The 18023-nt window shown below is 70.0% G+C and carries 13 protein-coding genes and 1 pseudogene; 6 read left to right on the top strand and 8 right to left on the bottom strand.

Features of this window, described 5'->3' with window-relative positions:
* Positions 1 to 18: 18 nt before the first annotated feature.
* Positions 19 to 156: a hypothetical protein gene (locus OG747_RS22590; protein ID WP_405881159.1), complete on the top strand. Its 138-nt coding sequence runs from the start codon at positions 19 to 21 to the stop codon at positions 154 to 156.
* A gap of 277 nt (positions 157 to 433) precedes the next feature.
* On the opposite strand, the gene OG747_RS22585 is transcribed toward OG747_RS22590, so the two are convergent.
* From OG747_RS22585 to OG747_RS22575, 3 genes are all read right to left on the bottom strand, one after another.
* A complete protein-coding gene (locus tag OG747_RS22585) occupies positions 434 to 1639 on the bottom strand; it encodes a hypothetical protein (protein WP_405881158.1) in 1206 nt (401 codons plus the stop codon).
* Between the two features lie 52 nt (positions 1640 to 1691).
* A complete protein-coding gene (locus tag OG747_RS22580; RefSeq protein WP_405881157.1) occupies positions 1692 to 2003 on the bottom strand; it encodes a hypothetical protein in 312 nt (103 codons plus the stop codon).
* A 388-nt stretch (positions 2004 to 2391) separates the two neighbouring features.
* Positions 2392 to 3303 carry an LLM class flavin-dependent oxidoreductase gene (locus OG747_RS22575; protein WP_405881156.1) on the bottom strand — a complete coding sequence of 304 codons (912 nt, stop codon included), beginning with the start codon at positions 3301 to 3303 and terminating at the stop codon, positions 2392 to 2394.
* A gap of 66 nt (positions 3304 to 3369) precedes the next feature.
* On the opposite strand from OG747_RS22575, the pseudogene OG747_RS22570 reads away from it, so the two are divergent.
* Together OG747_RS22570 and OG747_RS22565 are read left to right on the top strand one after the other, a co-directional pair.
* A pseudogene (locus tag OG747_RS22570) lies at positions 3370 to 3585 on the top strand (LLM class flavin-dependent oxidoreductase); the annotation flags it as partial.
* 145 nt (positions 3586 to 3730) lie between these two features.
* Positions 3731 to 4639 carry a Cof-type HAD-IIB family hydrolase gene (locus tag OG747_RS22565; RefSeq protein ID WP_405881155.1) on the top strand — a complete coding sequence of 303 codons (909 nt, stop codon included), beginning with the start codon at positions 3731 to 3733 and terminating at the stop codon, positions 4637 to 4639.
* A 104-nt stretch (positions 4640 to 4743) separates the two neighbouring features.
* Here OG747_RS22565 and OG747_RS22560 read toward each other — a convergent pair whose 3' ends face one another.
* From OG747_RS22560 to hisC, 5 genes are all read right to left on the bottom strand, one after another.
* A complete protein-coding gene (locus OG747_RS22560; RefSeq protein ID WP_405881154.1) occupies positions 4744 to 6405 on the bottom strand; it encodes a GAF domain-containing sensor histidine kinase in 1662 nt (553 codons plus the stop codon).
* Between the two features lie 49 nt (positions 6406 to 6454).
* Positions 6455 to 9979 carry a thiol reductant ABC exporter subunit CydD gene (gene cydD / locus OG747_RS22555; RefSeq protein WP_405881153.1) on the bottom strand — a complete coding sequence of 1175 codons (3525 nt, stop codon included), beginning with the start codon at positions 9977 to 9979 and terminating at the stop codon, positions 6455 to 6457.
* A 98-nt stretch (positions 9980 to 10077) separates the two neighbouring features.
* Positions 10078 to 11085, bottom strand: coding sequence for a cytochrome d ubiquinol oxidase subunit II (gene cydB, locus OG747_RS22550; protein WP_405881152.1), 1008 nt, complete (start codon positions 11083 to 11085; stop codon positions 10078 to 10080).
* Positions 11086 to 11105: 20 nt separating this feature from the next.
* Positions 11106 to 12623, bottom strand: a complete 1518-nt coding sequence (locus OG747_RS22545) for a cytochrome ubiquinol oxidase subunit I (protein ID WP_405881151.1) — start codon at positions 12621 to 12623, stop codon at positions 11106 to 11108.
* 215 nt (positions 12624 to 12838) lie between these two features.
* Positions 12839 to 13930, bottom strand: a complete 1092-nt coding sequence (gene hisC, locus OG747_RS22540) for a histidinol-phosphate transaminase (RefSeq protein WP_405881150.1) — start codon at positions 13928 to 13930, stop codon at positions 12839 to 12841.
* Positions 13931 to 14510: 580 nt separating this feature from the next.
* Here hisC and OG747_RS22535 point away from each other — a divergent pair.
* The 3 genes from OG747_RS22535 (at position 14511) to OG747_RS22525 (ending at position 18001) form a co-directional block, all read left to right on the top strand.
* Positions 14511 to 15623: a LacI family DNA-binding transcriptional regulator gene (locus OG747_RS22535; RefSeq protein ID WP_405881149.1), complete on the top strand. Its 1113-nt coding sequence runs from the start codon at positions 14511 to 14513 to the stop codon at positions 15621 to 15623.
* Between the two features lie 244 nt (positions 15624 to 15867).
* Positions 15868 to 16950 (top strand): metallophosphoesterase family protein, encoded by a 1083-nt coding sequence (locus tag OG747_RS22530; RefSeq protein WP_405885628.1) that lies wholly within the window; start codon positions 15868 to 15870, stop codon positions 16948 to 16950.
* Between the two features lie 181 nt (positions 16951 to 17131).
* Complete coding sequence (locus tag OG747_RS22525) at positions 17132 to 18001, top strand: hypothetical protein (RefSeq protein ID WP_405881148.1); 870 nt, start codon at positions 17132 to 17134, stop codon at positions 17999 to 18001.
* Positions 18002 to 18023 lie beyond the last annotated feature (22 nt).

Raw genomic sequence — 18023 nt, 5'->3', positions numbered from 1 at the left:
CTCCTCGCGGAGGGAACCGTGGAGGACAAGGTGGCGAAGCTGCTGGAGTCCAAGCGCGCGCTCGCCGACGCCGTCGCCGGCTCCGGCGAGGCTGCCCTGACCGAACTGTCCGACGCCGACCTCGCCGAACTCGTCGCCCTGGGGAGGCAGTCATGAGCCCCTCCGGCCCCGGACCGCGCCGTGCGCCCGGCCGCGGCAGGCGGGCCTTCGCGGCGACCTGGTGGGGCCAGGCATGGGTGAGGGCCCTGGAGGACTCCACCTTGGACGCCGGGCGTCTGTCCCGCGGACGTACCTACGCCCGCCAGGGCATGGTCGGTCCCGTCACCGTCGCCCCCGGCCAGGTCGAAGCCGCCGTCCAGGGCAGCCGACCGCGCCCGTACCGCTCAGCCATCCGGGCAGTGTTGCGCAGCAGCCGCTGCCGTGTGAACGGTGACTACCGACGGCCGGTGAGGAGCGCGCCGAGGCGGTCGCCGATTACGGAGACACCAGGGCGGGGCTCGTTCGCGTAGTACCAGGGCTTGCGTCGGCGCAGCAGCGCCTCACCGTGCTCGCTCCAGGTGAATCCGGGCTTCCGCAGCAGCTTCCGGAACACCGCGTCGGCTGTCTCCGGGTGCGCGGCGGCCAGTCGGCGGATCGGCAGTGGCGCAATCGACCCCTCGCGCAGGTACGTGCGCAACAGGTCCTGGTGCTGCCCGCGGCTCGCGAGCACCGGGTCCGCGAAGAGATCTCGCAGCATCCCGTAGTCCGCGTAGAAGTTGAGCCCGTCGGCCTGGTCGTAGATGACGCCGATGGTGTGCGAGTCCGCGAGCTCTCGCGGCAATTCGAAGAACGGCAGGTCCAGGCCAGGCAGCCGCCTGCCCCGGGCACGGTCGGGCTGCCCGGCGACGACTGCCTCTTGGCGGCTGCGGTAGTAGGCGTTGAGGAGGTCCTCGGCTTCGGCAGGCGGAAGGACCAGTTCGTCACCGCCGCAGAACTCGACGAACGCGGCCCGGTCTTCCCGCATCCGCTGCCATCCCTGCTCGATCTTCTCGGGGTTGCGGAAGACCAGTTCGGGTTGGCTGGTGGCCAGGTGGAGAGCGGCCTGGGCGATCTCGGTGGCGCTGGACTTGGGATAGCTCGTCATCGCCCCGGACACCAGCCACGCCCCGCCGGCCGAGTGAACGGGTACCAGGCAGGTGTGGAGGAATCCTCCTTTGGACATGCCACGGAACGCCGCCCGCCCAACGTTCGAGTACGTGCGGTACTCCAGGTCGTCGACCAGGTTCAGCAGGACGACGGCGTCCTCTTCTTTGCGCTGGATCTCGAAGATGCCCTCGACCGGGTCACGCCAGCCGAGCAGCATCTCCCGGTCGACCGCGGTCAAGTTCTTCCGTCCGGCGACGAACCGGTCCACCACGGTCGAACCGTCCGGCAGGCGGTACTGCAGGATGAAGTGGTCGATGATCCGGATCGCCTCGCCCTCGTCCAACTGCCGCTCAGGCCCGGCGGCCTCAAGCAGGAGGGGCGTCAGCCACCGGTCAAAGCGGGTGCTCTGACCGAAGGCGACCAGCTGCCCTTTCAACTCGGCACTGCGCTTGATGAGGTCGGTCAGCGACGGTTCGCCGGCGCCCTGATGCGTGCCCTGTACGGCGTCAGCCACGTTCAGCCCTCCCAGACAAGTCGGTTCCGCGTGGGGTGTGAGGTGCCCGACCTCAACCGGCCCAGTGACGGTACGCCTCGATCCACTCCGCGCCCTCGGGCACCGGGCTGGGCAACGGCAGCTCCAGGATTCCGATCGATTGCCGCATGCCGCCGCAAGAGCACAGGGCGACGATCCTGCCGTCCGGCGTAAGGTCGATGCTGTCCACGGTCACCTCGACGCCGAGAACCGCGGTGGTAAAGGGCAGGCCGAGGTATTCCTCAAGCATGGTGAAGAGACCGGTCAGCTGCTCGTCCTCGTTGTAGGCATCGACAGTCGCCTCTTCGATCATGGCCTCGAGCTCGGCCGTGTCCAACACACCCATGGGGCAACACTAGCGACCCTCGGGCTGACACCGGGCGGCCATGACACTGCTGGTATCCCACCTCCGAGACGACGAGGGCGGACGGTGGCCCGCTGCACCGGCCAACACCGACCCCGTCGCGGCACTCACCACGGTCTGGGAGCAGCGGTCACCGACCTGAACGAGATATGACCGCCACCGTGAGTCGCCAGGTGAACCATCCGGACCAGGAAGCCGGAAGGCACAAGTTCACGTCAGTCAAGCCATTTTCGCCTATCGCAACGTGACCAGGAGGAATACGCTCACCCACCCCACCGTTCGCCAGTCGAGTCGGCGAAACAGGGCGCCTGGCTGCCAGAGGGCAAACGACGGCTTAGCAGAGGGAACAAGGTCGGAACAAGGTCACACATCAAGCCAGCTGGGCCGACGCCTCCATGGCGATCTGCTCGAAGACCTTCTCGTCCGCCGCGAAGTCGGAGTCCGGGATCGGCCAGTGGACCACGATCTCGGTGAAGCCCAGTTCCTGGTGCCGGCCCGCGAAATCCACGAAGGCACCGAGGGACTCCAGTGGACGGCCGCGGTCCGGAGTGAAGCCCGTGAGCAGGATCTTGTCGAGCCCGGCCACGTCACGGCCGACCGCGGCGCAGGCGGCGGCCAGCTTCTCGGCCTGTCCGCGAATGGCCTGAACCGACTGTTCAGGAGTGCCCGTCTCATACAGCTTGGGGTCTCCGGTCGTCACCCAGGCCTGTCCGTACCGGGCGGCGAGCTTCAGACCGCGCGGACCGGTGGCGGCCACCGCGAAGGGCAGTCGGGGCCGCTGCACACAGCCCGGGATGTTGCGCGCCTCGTGCGCCGAGTAGAAGTCGCCCTCGTACGACACCCCGTCCTTGCCGTCCTCGGTGAGCAGGCGGTCGATGAGCGGTACGAACTCGCCGAAGCGGTCGGCGCGCTCGCGCGGGGTCCACGGTTCCTGGCCCAGCGCGGTGGCGTCGAATCCGGTACCGCCCGCGCCGATCCCCAGCGTGACGCGCCCGCCGGAGACGTCGTCGAGGGAGATCAGGTCCTTGGCGAGGGTCACCGGGTGCCGGAAATTGGGCGACGTAACGAGGGTGCCCAAGCGCATCCGGTCGGTGACGCCTGCGGCGGCCGTCAGCGTCGGCACCGCGCCGAACCAGGGCCCGTCCCGGAACGAGCGCCAGGACAGGTGGTCGTAGGTGTACGCGGTGTGGAAACCGAGGTCCTCCGCGCGCCGCCAGGCGGCGTGGCCGCCCTCGTGCCAGCGGCGGTACGGCAGGATCACGGTGCTCAGACGCAGACTCATGCCCCCGAGCCTACGGCGACGATTGAGGTGTCCGGCTCGCACTGTGCAGTGCGCTATCTCGCATGAGCGACCTCGTGCGCGGCGATCGCCAGGACGGACTTCACTCCGGACCGTGGCCGTCCACTGGAGTCCCTGGACGCGTTCGTCGACTTCGCGGGCAGGCACGCGGAGCTGGGCTTCACCGACATCGTGATCCACTGGCCCATCCCCGACTCGGACTTCGCGGCGGACGAGAAGGTCTTCGAGCGCATTGCCATGGAGGCCCCGGCGCAGCTGGACTGACGGCCAGGGCTGTCGGCTGGAGGATCGACTGCCAGGGCTGCCGCGGGTGGCGACGGCGGGGCGTAACGGCGCTGGCGAGAGCGGTAACCACTCACGTGTGCGGACTGTCGCACGACCGTGCGGGCATATGCGCGAGAATGGCCCGGTGACCTCAGCGACTCGACAGCCCGAGCCCCCGGCCTCCCCCAAGCTCTCGACCTCGCTCGAGCAGGGAGGTGCCCCCACCGTCCCGCCGCGGCTGATCGCCACGGACCTCGACGGCACCCTCCTGCGCGACGACAAGTCGGTGTCCGAGCGCACGGTCGCCGCCCTCGCCGCCGCCGAGGAGGCCGGCATCGAGGTCTTCTTCGTCACCGGCCGCCCGGCCCGCTGGATGGACGTCGTCAGCGACCACGTGCACGGCCACGGCCTGGCGATCTGCGGCAACGGCGCCGCCGTGGTCGACCTGCACGGCGGCCCCGGCGCCCACCGGTTCGTCAAGGTCCGGGAGCTGGCGCGGGAGAACGCGCTCGACGCCGTACGGCTGGTGCGCGAGGCCGCGCCGGGCACCATGTTCGCCATCGAGCAGACGTACGGCTTCTACCAGGAGCCCGCGTACCCCAAGCTGCACATGGAGATTCCCCGCACCCTCGCGCCCGCCGAGAAACTGCTGGCAGCGGACGCTCCCGGCGCCGACGAACCGGTGCTCAAGATCCTCGCCTTCCATCACGAGCTCGACCCCGACGCCTTCCTCACCGTGGCCCGTCTCGCCGTCGGCGACCGCGCCACCATCACTCGCTCCAGCCCCAGCGCACTGCTGGAGATCAGCGGCCCCGGCGTCTCCAAGGCCAGCACGCTCGAGCTGTGCTGTGCCGAGCGCGGTATCGCCCCCGAGGAGGTCGTCGCCTTCGGAGACATGCCGAACGACGTCGAGATGCTCACCTGGGCGGGCACGTCGTACGCGATGGGAAACGCGCACCCCGCCGTGATCGCCGCCGCCTCCGGCCGCACGGTCGCCAACAACGAGGACGGGGTGGCGGTCATCATCGAACGGCTCATCGCCGAGCGGCTGTAGCACCGGATCGACGGCCCAGCCCCACTCCGGTGTGACCCGTGTCCCGAGGTGCAGATCGGGCTCGCCGCCGCTGCCGAGGCCCGTTCTCAGGGCCTGGAGTGTGCTCAGTGCGGGGCCTGCCACACCACCGTCGTACCGCCGCCGTCCGCGCCGAGCCCCGGCCCGTACCAGCTGTCGCCGCCCAGTGACTCGGCGCGCCGCCCGAGGTTCCGCAGGCCGCTGCGTCGGCCGCCCTCGGGAATGCCGATGCCGTCGTCCGCGACGGTCAGCCGGACGCCCTGCCGCCCGTCCGGCAGAACGACGGTCGCGTCGACGACCACATCGATGCGGGAGGCGCCGGCGTGCCGGAAGGCGTTGGAGAGGGTCTCGCGCAGGGCCGCGATGAGGTTCTTGCCGGCGAGTTCGCCGACCGCCGTGTCGACGGGCCCGACGAAGCGGTGCGTGGGCATGAAGCCGAGGGGCACGGCGGCCATGTTGATCTCGCGCAGCACCCGGGTGCGCAGCCCGGACGGCACTTCGGCGGGGCCCTGTTGGAGCGCGAAGACGGCGGTGCGGATCTCCTGGATAGTGACGTCGAGTTCGTCGACCGCCTTGCCGACGCTCTCCCGTACCTCGGGCACGGCGGAGTTCCGCTGCGCGCTCTCCAGCATCATCCCGGTGGCGAACAGCCGTTGGATGACGAGGTCGTGCAGGTCGCGGGCGATCCGGTCGCGGTCCTCGTAGACGGCGAGCCGTTCCCGGTCGCGCTGCGCCTCGGCCATCATCAGCGCGAGCGCGGCCTGCGAGGCGAAGTGCGCGGCGAGGGTGCGCTCGGTCGCGGTGAACGGGCGGGCGCCCCGTTCCCGGGGTGTGACAAGGGCCCCCAGGAGGCGGCCGCCGCTCTGCAGCGGGAGCATCATGGTCGGCCCGTACTCGCGGGCGAAGTCGCTGAGCATGCGCGGGTCGGTGGCCGCGTCCTCGAGGAACACGGCCGCTCCGTCGAGGAGTTCGGCGACCACTTCGCTCTCCGGCGGGATGACGGCGCCGAGCACCTTGGACGGGCGGTCCTTGGCGACCGCGGCGATCTCCAGGCCGCCCTCGGCGGCGGGCAGCAGCACGATCCCGGCTGCCGAGCCGGAGAGCCGGCGGGCCTGTTCGGCGACGACCTGGAGCGCGTCCTCGGCGTCCCCCGCCGACAGAAGTGCCCTGGTGACGGCCACCGAGCCGTCGATCCACCGTTCGCGCTGCCGGGCGGCCTCATACAGCCGGGCGTTGCCGATCGCGATGCCGGCCTCCGCGGCCAGTACGCGGACCATGTTGAGGTCGTCGTGCTCGAACGAGCCGCCGCCGCGTTTCTCGGCCAGGTACAGATTCCCGAAGATCGCGCCCTGCACGCGAATCGGAACCCCCAGGAAGCTGCGCATCGCCGGGTGGTGCTCGGGGAATCCGCACGAGCGCGGGTCCTCGGCCAACCGTGCGAGCCGTACCGGCTCCGGATCGTGGATGAGCGCCCCGAGGAGTCCCTTGTGCCCGTCGGGCAGCCGCCCGATCCGCCGGGCGGTCTCCTCGTCGACCCCGTGGAAGACGAAGTCCGCGAGCCCCTCGCCGTCCTCGGCCACGACCCCGATGGCCGCGTAGCGCGCGTCGGCCAGATCGGCCGCCGTCTCGCAGATCCGGTCCAGCGTCGAGTGCAGCTCCAGCCCCGACCCGACCGACCGCACCGCCTCCAGCAGCCGCGGCACGTCCGGGCCGCCGTCCGGGCCGGACGAGGCGGGAGCCAATGACATGCCTCGAGAGTAGTAAGTCCCTTTTGATCAGGAAAGTCGGCCGGTTTACTCAGGAAGGTAGGCCAGTTGTCTCACGCGCTGCCGCCCCGACCAGCAGATCTCCCGCCGCCTCCCGCTCCAGCATCTCCCGCAGCGGCCCCTCCACCATGGACAGCTCGGCGTACGCACCCCGCTGTGCCACCCGCCCGGCTGCCAGCACGATCACCTCGTCCACCGCTGCGAGACCGGCCAGCCGATGCGTGATCAGCAGCGTCGTACGGCCCTCGGTCGCGGCCAGCAGGTCCGCGGTGAGCGCGTCGGCCGTCGGCAGGTCGAGATGTTCGGCAGGCTCGTCGAGGACGAGGACGGGGAAGTCGGCCAGCAGTGCGCGGGCGAGCGCCAGGCGCTGTCGCTGGCCACCGGACAGCCGCGCCCCGTGCTCGCCGATCAGCGTGTCGAGCCCGTCGGGCAGGCCGTCCGCCCACTCCAGGAGCCGGGCCCGCGCGAGCGCGTCGCGCAGCTCGGCCTCGGTGGCGTTCTTCCGGGCCAGCAGCAGGTTCTCGCGCACCGTGCTGTCGAAGAGGTGCGCGTCCTGGGCACAGAGGCCGACGAGTCGGCGTACGTCGTCCCCGCCCATCCCGTACGCGTCCGTGCCACCCAGCGTGTACGTCCCCGCGCCCGCGTCCAGGAACCGCAGCAGTACCTGTGCGAGCGTGGTCTTGCCGGAGCCGGAAGGGCCGACAACGGCGATCCTGCGGCCCTCCTCAAGCGTCAGGTCGAGACCGGCGAGCGCGTCCCGGTCCTGTCCGGCGTGGCGGGCCCGGAGCCCTTGCACGCGCAGCGGGAACGGCGACGCGGGTGCCGGCTGCGGCCGCTCCGGTTCGCGTACGGGATCGGGGGCGTCCAGCACCTCGTACACGCGCTCCGCGCTCTTGTGCACCCGCTGCCGGTACTGGACGGCCAGTGGCAGCCCCAGGACGGCCTCGAACGCGGCCAGTGGAGTGAGGACGACGACGGCCATGGCCACGCCGCTCAGCCGCCCGGCAGCGACCGCCTGGGCGCCCACGAGGGCGGTCGCGGCGACGGTCAGCCCGGTCGCCAGCGCGGTGAGCCCGTCGCCGAGTGCGGTCGCGGTGGCGGCCCGGGAGGCGATGCGGGTCAGCACGGTGTCGGCCCGCCGGGCCTCGGCCGTACGGGCGGGCAGCGCGCCCGCGACGGTCAACTCGGCCGTCCCGCTGAGGAGATCGGCCACGCCGGTCGCCAGGGCGCCCCGGGCGGGGGCCAGCCGCCGTTCCGCCCGGCGCGCCACGGCTCCGGTCAGGAGCGGGACGCCGACCCCGGCCGCCAGCAGCCCGGCGGCGAGGGCGGCGCCCGCCTCGGGCAGCAGCCAGGCGGTGAAGCCGACGGAGGCGGCGGACACCACGACCGCCGCACCGGCGGGCAGCAGCCACCGCAGCCAGTAGTCCTGCAGGGCGTCCACGTCGGCGACGAGCCGCGACAGCAGATCGCCGCGCCGGGTGGTCCGCAACCCCGCGGGGGCAAGGCGCTCCAGACGCCGGTAGACGGCGACCCGGGTGTCGGCCAGCATCCGCAGCACCGCGTCGTGCGACACGAGCCGCTCCGCGTACCGGAAGACGGCCCGGCCGATCCCGAACGCCCGCGTGGCCGTGACGGCCAGCATCAGATACATCACCGGCGGCTGCTGGGACGCCCGTGAGATCAGCCACCCGGAGGTGGCCATCAGCCCGACGGCACTCCCGAGCGCGAGGCTCCCGAGAAGGAGGGCGAGCGCGAAGCGGCCGCTCCGGGGGCCGGCCATGGCGCGGACCCGGGCAAGCACGCCTCCGCGCCGCTGAGGCGCCCCGTACGCCTCTTCCGCGTCAGCCGCGGGCTCACCCTCCGGCTCGACCGGACGGAGCTCCTTCGTGCCCTCGCTGGGCACCGACCCGGCCGCGACGACAGACGCCCCGGGCTCCAGCCGCACCACCCGGTCCGCCACGGACAGCAGCGCGGGCCGGTGCACGACCAGCAGCACGGTCCGTCCGACGGCGAGCCTGCGCACCGCCGCCACGACCTCCGCCTCCGTCGCGCCGTCCAGCGAAGCCGTCGGCTCGTCGAGAAGCAGCACGGGCCGGTCCGCGAGGAACGCCCGGGCCAGGGCCAGACGTTGGCGCTGTCCGGCGGAGAGCCCGGCGCCGTCCTCGCCGAGGATCGTCCCGATCCCGTCGGGCAGGGCGTCCACGAACTCCAGCGCGCCCGCGTCGGCCAGCGCCCGCCGCACCGCCGCGTCGTCCGCGTCGGGCCGCGCCAGCCGTACGTTCTCGGCGATCGACCCGGCGTAGAGGTGCGGCCGCTGCGGCACCCAGGCCACCCGGGACCGCCACTCCTGCACATCGGCCTCGGCGAGATCGACTCCCCCGACCCGCACCCGTCCCGCGGCGGGTTCCACGAACCCCAGCAGCACGTTCAGCAGCGTCGACTTGCCGACGCCGCTCGGCCCGACGAGGGCCACCGTCTCACCTGGCTCGACCACGAAGGAGACATCGCCGACCGCGTCCCCAGAGCGCCCCGGATACCGGACCGTCACCCCGTCGAAGACGATCTCCCCCTCCGGTGCGACAAGCGAGCCGCTGGCCGGCACCGGGGTCTCCAGCACCGAGAAGATCTCCTCCGCCGCCGCGAGCCCCTCGGCGGCGGCGTGGTACTGCGCCCCCACCTGGCGCAGCGGCAGATACGCCTCGGGCGCGAGGACGAGGATGACGAGTCCCACGTACAGGTCCATGTCGCCGTGAACGAGCCGCATCCCGATGGTGACCGCGACCAGCGCGACCGAGATCGTGGCGAGCAGCTCCAGCGCGAAGGACGACAGGAAGGCGATCCGTAGCGTCCGCATGGTCGCCTGGCGGTACTCGCCGGTGATCCGCCGGATCGACTCGGCCTGCGCCTTGGCCCGGCCGAAGACCTTGAGCGTGGGCAGCCCGGCGACCACGTCCAGGAAGTGTCCGGAGAGCCGGGACAGCAGCCGCCACTGGCGGTCCATCTGGGACTGCGTGGCCCAGCCGATCAGGGCCATGAAGAGGGGGATGAGCGGCAGTGTGACGACGATGATCGCCGCCGACACCCAGTCCTCGGTGACGATCCGGGCGAGCACCGCCACGGGCACCACGATCGCGAGCCCCAGCTGGGGGAGATAGCGCGAGAAGTAGTCGTCGAGCGCGTCCACTCCCCGCGTGGCGAGGGCGACCAGCGATCCCGTCCGCTGCCCGCTCAGCCACCCGGGACCGAGCGTGGCGGCCCGCTCCAACAACCGGCCCCGCAGCTCCGACTTGACCGCCGCGCTCGCCCGGTGCGCGGCGAGCTCGGTGAGCCAGGAGACAACCGCCCGGCCGATGGCGACGGCCACCAGCAAGACCAGGGGAGTGCGGAGCTCGGCGGCCGAGTGACCGTGCTGAAAGGCACCGACCACGACTTCGGCGATGAGCATCGCTTGGGCAATGACCAGCGCCGCTCCGACCGTACCCAGCCCCACGACCGCCATCAGGAAGAAGCGAGTGGCGCGGGCGTACCGCAGCAGACGCGGATCAATTGGTTTCACGTGAAACACACCCTTGGCTCATCCGGCACGTTTCACGTGAAACATGCCCCTGGATCGGACTCGGTCCATGAGGTCGGATTCAGTCCATGAGACCGGACTCAGTGCGCGACATCCGCAGCGATGTGATGCGTACCGATCCGTTTGCGGAACACCCAGTACGTCCACGACTGGTAGAGCAGGACCATCGGCGTGGCGATTCCCGCACACCAGGTCATGATCTTCAGGGTGTACGGACTCGACGAGGCGTTTGAGACCGTCAGACTCCAGTCCTCATTGAGCGAGGACGGCATGACGTTCGGGAAGAGCGTCAGGAAGAGCATCGCGACGGCCGCCACGATGGTGAGCCCCGACAGCGCGAACGCCCAACCCTCACGTCCCGTCTGGGCCACCGCGATGGCGGCGACAAGGGCGACGACGGCCACGATCATCGCGGCCAGGGACTTCGCGTCTCCGTTGTCGGCCTGGGTCCAGATCAGGAAGACGAGCGCCAGCGCGGCGGTCACCAGTCCGACCCGGAGCGAGAGCTTTCGCGCCCGTTCCCGGATGTCCCCGACGGTCTTGAGCCCGACGAACACGGTCCCATGGAAGGTGAACAGGGTCAGCGTGACCAGACCGCCGAGGAGCGCGTACGGGTTGAGCAGGTCACCGAAGGTGCCCACGTACTCGAAGTTCTTGTCGATCTTCACGCCGCGCACGATGTTGCCGAAGGCCACGCCCCACAGGAACGCGGGGAGCAAGGAGGTCCAGAAGATCGCCGTCTCCCAGTTGCGCTGCCAGTTCTCCTCGGGCCGCTTCGCCCGGTACTCGAAGGCGACACCGCGCACGATCAGACAGACCAGGATGAGCAGCAGGGGCAGATAGAAGCCGGAGAAGAGCGTGGCGTACCACTCCGGGAAGGCGGCGAAGGTCGCGCCGCCCGCCGAGAGCAGCCACACCTCGTTGCCGTCCCAGACGGGTCCGATGGTGTTGATGAGGACCCGCTTCTCCGTGCGGTCACGCGCCAGCAGTTTGGTGAGGACGCCGACGCCGAAGTCGAAGCCTTCCAGGAAGAAGTAGCCGGTCCACAGGACCGCGATGATGACGAACCAGACGTCGTGAAGTTCCATGACTTAAGCGCTCCCTGGGCCTAGTAGGAGAAGGCCATCGGCTTGTCGGCGTCATGGGAGTCGCCGCCGATCTTGGTGGGCGGGTTCAGGTCGGCCTCGGTGAGTTCCGGCGGTCCCTGCTTGACGTACTTGAGCATCAGCTTCACCTCGATGACGGCGAGGATCGCGTAGATGAGGGTGAACACGATCAGCGAGGTCAGCACCTCACCCTGGGAGACTCCGGGCGAGACCGCGTCCCTGGTCCTGAGCAGGCCGTACACCACCCAGGGCTGACGCCCCGTCTCAGTGAAGATCCAGCCCCAGGAAATACCGATGAGCGGGAAGATCAACGTCCACTGGGACAGTCGCCACCACCAGATGCCGAGCTTCGGCGTCAGCTCCATGTTCTTGGTGAGCATGAGCTTCGGGACGTCGTCCTCGCCGGTGCGGTGTTCCGGTGCCAGCCAGAGCTTGCGCCTGGTCAGCCAGAGGCCGGCGGTGCACAGGACCATCGAGACCCCGCCGAAGCCGATCATCCAGCGGTACGCCCAGTAGGCGGTGGGGATGTTGGGACGGTAGTCGCCCGGCCCGAACTTCTCCTGCTCGGCCTTGTTGATGTCGTTGATGCCGGGGATCTTGGCGTTGAAGTCGTTCTTGGCGAGGAAGGACAGTATCCCGGGGATCTCGATGGCGACCGTGTTGTGTCCCTTGGCGACATCGCCGTATGCGAAGAGCGAGAAAGGCGCGGGCTGCTGCGATTCCCACAGAGCTTCGGCGGCCGACATCTTCATCGGCTGCTGCTCGTACATCACCTTGCCGAGGGTGTCGGCGCTGACGACGGTGAGGATCGTGCCGACCAGCGCGGTGATCAGGCCGAGCCGCAGCGACATCCGCATGGTACGGACGTGCCGCTTCTTGCGGAGGTGGAAGACGGCGATACCCGTCATGAAGGCGCCGCCGACCAGGATGGAGGCGCTGATGACGTGCCAGAAGTTGACGAGCGTCGTCTCCTGGAAGAGCACCTTGGGAAAGTCGGTGAGTTCGGCCCGTGTCGTGCCGTCCGCCTTCTTCACGAGCCGGTAGCCGACCGGATGCTGCATGAAGGAGTTGGCCGCCATGATGAAGTACGCCGACAGGATGGTGCCGATGGAGACCACCCAGATACAGGCGAGGTGTGCCTTCTTCGGCAGCTTGTCCCAGCCGAAGATCCACAGCCCGATGAAGGTGGACTCGAAGAAGAAGGCGATCAGGGCCTCGAAGGCGAGCGGGGCACCGAAGACGTCACCGACGAAGCGCGAGTAGTCGGACCAGTTCATGCCGAACTGGAACTCCTGCACGATGCCGGTCACGACACCCATGGCGATATTGATCAGGAACAGCTTTCCCCAGAACTTGGTCGCCCTGAGGTAGTGCTCCTTGCCCGTCCGCACCCAGGCGGTCTCCAGGATCGCCGTGAGAGCGGCGAGCGAGATCGTCAGAGGGACGAAGAGGAAGTGGTAGACGGTAGTGATGCCGAACTGCCATCGCGCCAGGGTCTCGGGCGCCAAAGCCAATTCCACGTCGTCAGTCTCCTTACGCCACCATGATTACAGCGGCAGTTTGCCCCGCTTGTGGCACACAGCACGGGACAACCGGGACACGCTTGTGAACGCGTTCACATTCACAAGCAATTATGACGCATACCCGTTCGAGGCTGGAGGGCCGGGGGGTCCCTCGCCGCGGCCCGACCGGCCCCTGACACAAACAGGCCGGTCGGAACCTTGACGGAAGCGGACTAGAGCTCCTTGCGGAACCCCTCCGTGGCCTTCAGGAAGATGTCGTTCGCCTCGGTCTCGCCGATCGTCACGCGCACCCCCTCCCCGGCGAAGGGCCGCACGACGACCCCGGCCTGCTCGCAGTGGGCGGCGAAGTCGAGCGTGCGCTCCCCCAGCCGGAGCCACACGAAGTTGGCCTGTGTCTCGGGCACCGTCCAGCCCTGGCCGCGCAGCGACTCGACCACGCGGGTGCGCTCGGACACCAGCGTGCCGACCCGGCCGAGCAGCTCGTCCTCGGCGCGCAGCGAGGCGACTGCCGCGTCCTGCGCGAGCTGACTCACGCCGAAAGGCACCGCCGTCTTGCGCAGCGCCGCCGCCACCGGCTCATGAGCGATCGCGAAGCCGACCCTGAGGCCGGCCAGCCCGTACGCCTTGGAGAAGGTGCGCAGCACACAGACGTTGGGCCGGTCACGGTAGATCGCGACGCCGTCCGGCACCTCACCCCCTTCGCCTTCGGCGGCACGAATGAACTCGCGGTAGGCCTCGTCCAGAACCACCAGCACATCACCGGGCACCCGGTCGAGGAACCGCTCCAGCTCGGCCCTGCGCACCACGGTGCCGGTGGGATTGTTCGGGTTGCAGACGAAAATCAGCCGCGTCCGGTCGGTGATCGCGTCGGCCATGGCGTCGAGGTCGTGCACCTCGCCCGGGGTCAGCGGCACCTGCACCGCCCTCGCCCCGCTGATCTGCGTGATGATCGGGTACGCCTCGAAGGAACGCCAGGCGTACATGACCTCGTCGCCCGGACCGCTGGTCGCCTGCACCAGCTGCTGGGCGACCCCGACCGAGCCGGTGCCGGTCGCCAGGTGCGAGAGAGGGACCCCGAAGCGGTCCGACAGCTCGTCCATCAGCCCCGTGCACGCCATGTCCGGGTAGCGGTTGAACGACCCGGCCGCGGCGCTCACGCTCTCGATCACGCCGGGCAGCGGCGGGTAGGGGTTCTCGTTGGAGGACAGCTTGTACGCCACCGCGCCGACCGCGGCAGGCTTGCCGGGCTTGTAGGTGGGAATACCCTCCAGCTCGGCACGCAGCTTGGGGCTCGTCTCGCTCACCGCAGTCCTCCTCGTGACCACCGCTGGCTCATGACCACCACCGGCTACCAATGCTCCTCACCTTATGAGGATTCGGCGCCGCTGCGAATGGGCTGTGGACAACCACGCGACGCCTCCGCCCGGGCCTGCGATCGGCCGCATACACCCCGGTGATCATCTTCATGCACTCCGACGATCAGCACCGCACGACTCCGCGATCACCGCCGCAGGAACTCGACCGTCACCGCCGCACGAAAGCGACGATCAGCGCCGGACGAACTCGGCCGTCACCGCCGTACGAGTGCACGGTCATCCTCGTACGAAGGCGTACGAAATGGGGGGGGCGCGCTACCCACAACCGCATGCGCCGGTGGCTCACGCCGTGGCGCGCATCACCCGTGAAGGTGAGTTGAGACCTCTTCGAAACATGGCCCACTTGGCAGGCCTATGCGCGCCGACAAGTCACGTATTGCCATTGGATCGTTCAACTGACTTTGTTTCAAAGGCGGTTGTATCTTTTTGACCATGCAGAAACGTGCCTGTCAACGAGTGCATATGCGTCCGCACTACCCCACCGCATGAGCCCTACTATCGGCTCGCCATGACAGCAGCAGGGAAGCACCAGGTGAGCCGGGCAGAGACCTCCCGCCGAGGCGGTCGACCGGGCCGGGCGGGCATCAGAGACGTGGCCGCGGCCGCAGGGGTCTCCATCACGACTGTGTCCGACGCCCTCAACGGCAAGGGCCGGCTCCCGGACGCCACCCGACGCCACGTCCGCGAGGTCGCAGACCGGCTGGGCTATCGCCCGTCGGCCGCGGCCCGAACCCTCCGTACCGGCAAGTCGGGCCTCATCGGCCTGACCGTGACGACGTACGGGGATGAACCTTTCACCTTCACCGAGTTCGCGTACTTCGCGGAGATGGCCAGAGCCGCCACCTCGGCCGCGCTCGCCAGGGGATACGCCCTGGTCATCCTCCCCGCGACCTCGCGCCACGACGTGTGGTCGAACGTCGCCCTGGACGGAACCGTGGTCATCGACCCGTCCGACCAGGACCCGGTCGTCAGCGAGCTGGTCCGCCAGGGTTTACCGGTCGTCTCCGACGGCCGCCCGGCGGGCTCGCTCCCGGTCACCGCCTGGGTGGACAACGACCACGAGGCCGCGGTCCTGGGCATCCTCGACCACCTCGCCGACGCCGGCGCCCGCCGGATCGGCCTCCTCACCGGCACCTCCACGGACACGTACACCCACCTCTCCACCACCGCGTACCTGCGCTGGTGCGAGCGGGTCGGACAGGATCCGGTGTACGAGGCCTACCCCGCCCACGACCCGTGCGCGGGCGCCGTCGCCGCCGACCGGCTGCTGGCCCGCCCCGACCGGCCCGACGCCGTCTACGGCCTCTTCGACCCGAACGGTACCGATCTGCTGGCCGCCGCCCGCCGCTACGGCCTGCGCGTCCCGGACGACCTGCTCCTGGTCTGCTGCAGCGAGTCCACCGTCTACGCCAGCACCGAACCGCCCATCACCACGCTCTCCCTCAAACCGCGCCGGATCGGCACGGCCGTGGTCCAGCTCCTCATCGACGCCATCGAAGGGGTCGAATCGGGCCAAACGGTCGAACAGGTGATACCGACGGAGTTGATCGTGCGGACATCCTCCGAGCGACGCCCGCCCCGTACGACGGTCAGCCCGCCCCGATCCCCCGAGCAGGGGTAGTCCGGCATCGACCGGGGAGAGTGGCCCGGCCTCCGTCGAGGTTGACGGCCGGCCGGCCCGCGTCGGGGCGTCCACCAGGGAAAGCCCCACCCAATTCGGGAGAAAACCACGGCGAACAGGGCTCCTGCTCCGATTCACCACCCCTGGGTCATCACATGGCGCGATCCGCATTCCTATGATGGGCCCACGACACCGCGGGCCGCTGCGACCAGGCAGTCCGATCCGGTGCAGATGCGGCGCGATGGTGGTGGAGGGGTCGATGACTCAGGGGGCCGGTCAGGGACCCGAGGCGGTGCGGACGGAGACGTTGCGCGACTTCCGGGTGCCCGCGTACGTCCACGAGACCGGTCCGTACGCGCCGAGCACACCTCCAGGCGAGATGGCCAGGGCCGACGAGGAGCCCGAGGGCTACACGCCCACCCGGCGCGATCTGCCGGTCATCAACCGGGGTGACACGCTTCAGGTCATGATCGATCCCGAGGTCGTGGCGGCCCCCGGGCCCGCCACCGGGCCGGGCCCGCTGTACGTCGTCGGCGACGTGCACGGCTATCTCGACGAGCTGGTCGCCGCGCTCCAGGAGCAGGGCCTCATCGACGCCGCCGGCAACTGGTCCGCCGGGACCGCGCGCCTGTGGTTCCTCGGCGACTTCACCGACCGCGGCCCGGACGGCATCGGGGTGATCGACCTCGTGATGCGGCTGTCCGCCGAGGCGGCCGCGGCCGGCGGCTACTGCAAGGCGCTCATGGGCAACCACGAGCTGCTCCTGCTCGGCGCCAGACGCTTCGGCGACACTCCCGTCAACTCCGGCGCGGGCACCGCCACCTTCCAGGCCGCCTGGCTGCTCAACGGCGGCCAGAAGACCGACATGGACCGGCTCCAGGACCACCACCTGCAGTGGATGGCCCGGCTGGACGCCATGGAGCAGGTCGACGGACACCTCCTGGTGCACTCCGACACCACCGCCTACCTCGACTACGGCGACTCGATCGAAGCGGTCAACGACACCATCCGCGAAACTCTCACGCGCAACGACGCGGACGAGTGCTGGGACCTCTTCCGGAAGTTCACCAGACGCTTCGCCTTCCGCGACGACGGCCCCGCGGCCGTGCTCTCCCTGCTGGACACCTACGGCGGCACCCGCATCGTCCATGGTCACAGCCCGATCCCGTACCTCCTGGGCGAGGTCGGCTCGGAGGACGGCGAGGACAGCGCGGGCCCCGTGGTCGAAGGACCGCATCTTTACGCCGCCGGACTGGCCATCGCAATGGACGGCGGAGTGACCATGGCCGGAAAACTGCTGGTCCAGCAACTGCCCCTGGATAGCTGAGCGTTCTTCGGGCAGGCGTCCCCCACGGAGGACTGCGCTGGCCAGGGGGCAATTTCTGGAAACCCCCTGTCACGGCGTGCCGTCACCGCTCTACCATCGGTTTATCCGTAGCAGGCTCCCCTCCGTTTCTGCCCGACGGCTCGTCAGCGTGCGAGCCACCAGCCCTACGGAGCATCGGGGGATGCACATGAACAGCGTTCCGCAGCACCTGCTGAGCGAGGACCGCCAGGAATACGGGCGGCTCCTCGATGAGGCGCTGCGCTCCGCCCCATACCGCCCGGAACTCGCCGCTGTCGGCCAGCGGCTCAACCTCGAACAGCTGCGCACCATGGCGCTCAACGCCACCGCGCTCATCACGGCGGCCGCGGCGACCGAGTACGCGCATTACGTGAAGGTCCGCGAGGAACTGCGCCACCCGGCGCCGTCCACCCCAGCCGTGAGCGAAGAAGCCGGTTCCGCGGAGCCGGGCGCGACCGCGGTGGGGCTCGCCGCCACCATGGGGGAGGTCACCGAGACCGCCGGAGCCGGCGTCACTGCCGTCGTCGCGGTGCTCGCCCCCGTCCTCGCCGGGACAGCCGCGGCGATCTTCCTGCTCGTGGGGTTCATCCTGAAGGTGCTCACCCCCGAGCTCGCGTTCGCCCAGACCCTCCTGACCACCGGGTGGGTCTTCGGCGCGGTCACGGCGGCCGCGATCCTGGTCGCCGCGGTCGGGCTGCTGCTGACCGCCCTGCGCAACGGCTCGTCCTCGCTGCGGGCCGGAGCACCCGGCGACCTGAACGCGGAGGTGGCCCGGGCCAGGGAAGCCTGGCGCGAGGCCCTGCTGGAGCGCGGCATCATGCCGTTCCTCCGGGAGGCCCTCGCCGATCCGGGCACGGCGGCACTGGGTCGTCCGTCACCGACGCCGACCACCGGCCGCATGCCGCACCTCGGCTACGACCGGCCGGGGTTCAGCAGCCCCGACGGCGGCCCCGCGGCGGGCCCACGGCCGAGCTTCACCAGCCCGGACTTCACCAGCCCCGACTTCGGAGGCCCCGAGCACCAGCCGGAGTGACACCCGGCGTGCCGACACCGGG

The sequence above is a fragment of the Streptomyces sp. NBC_01384 genome (assembly GCF_045040035.1).
Taxonomy (GTDB): Bacteria; Actinomycetota; Actinomycetes; order Streptomycetales; family Streptomycetaceae; genus Streptomyces.
Note: the sequence above shows the minus strand (reverse complement) of the source record. Positions and strands in the feature narration are given on the sequence as shown.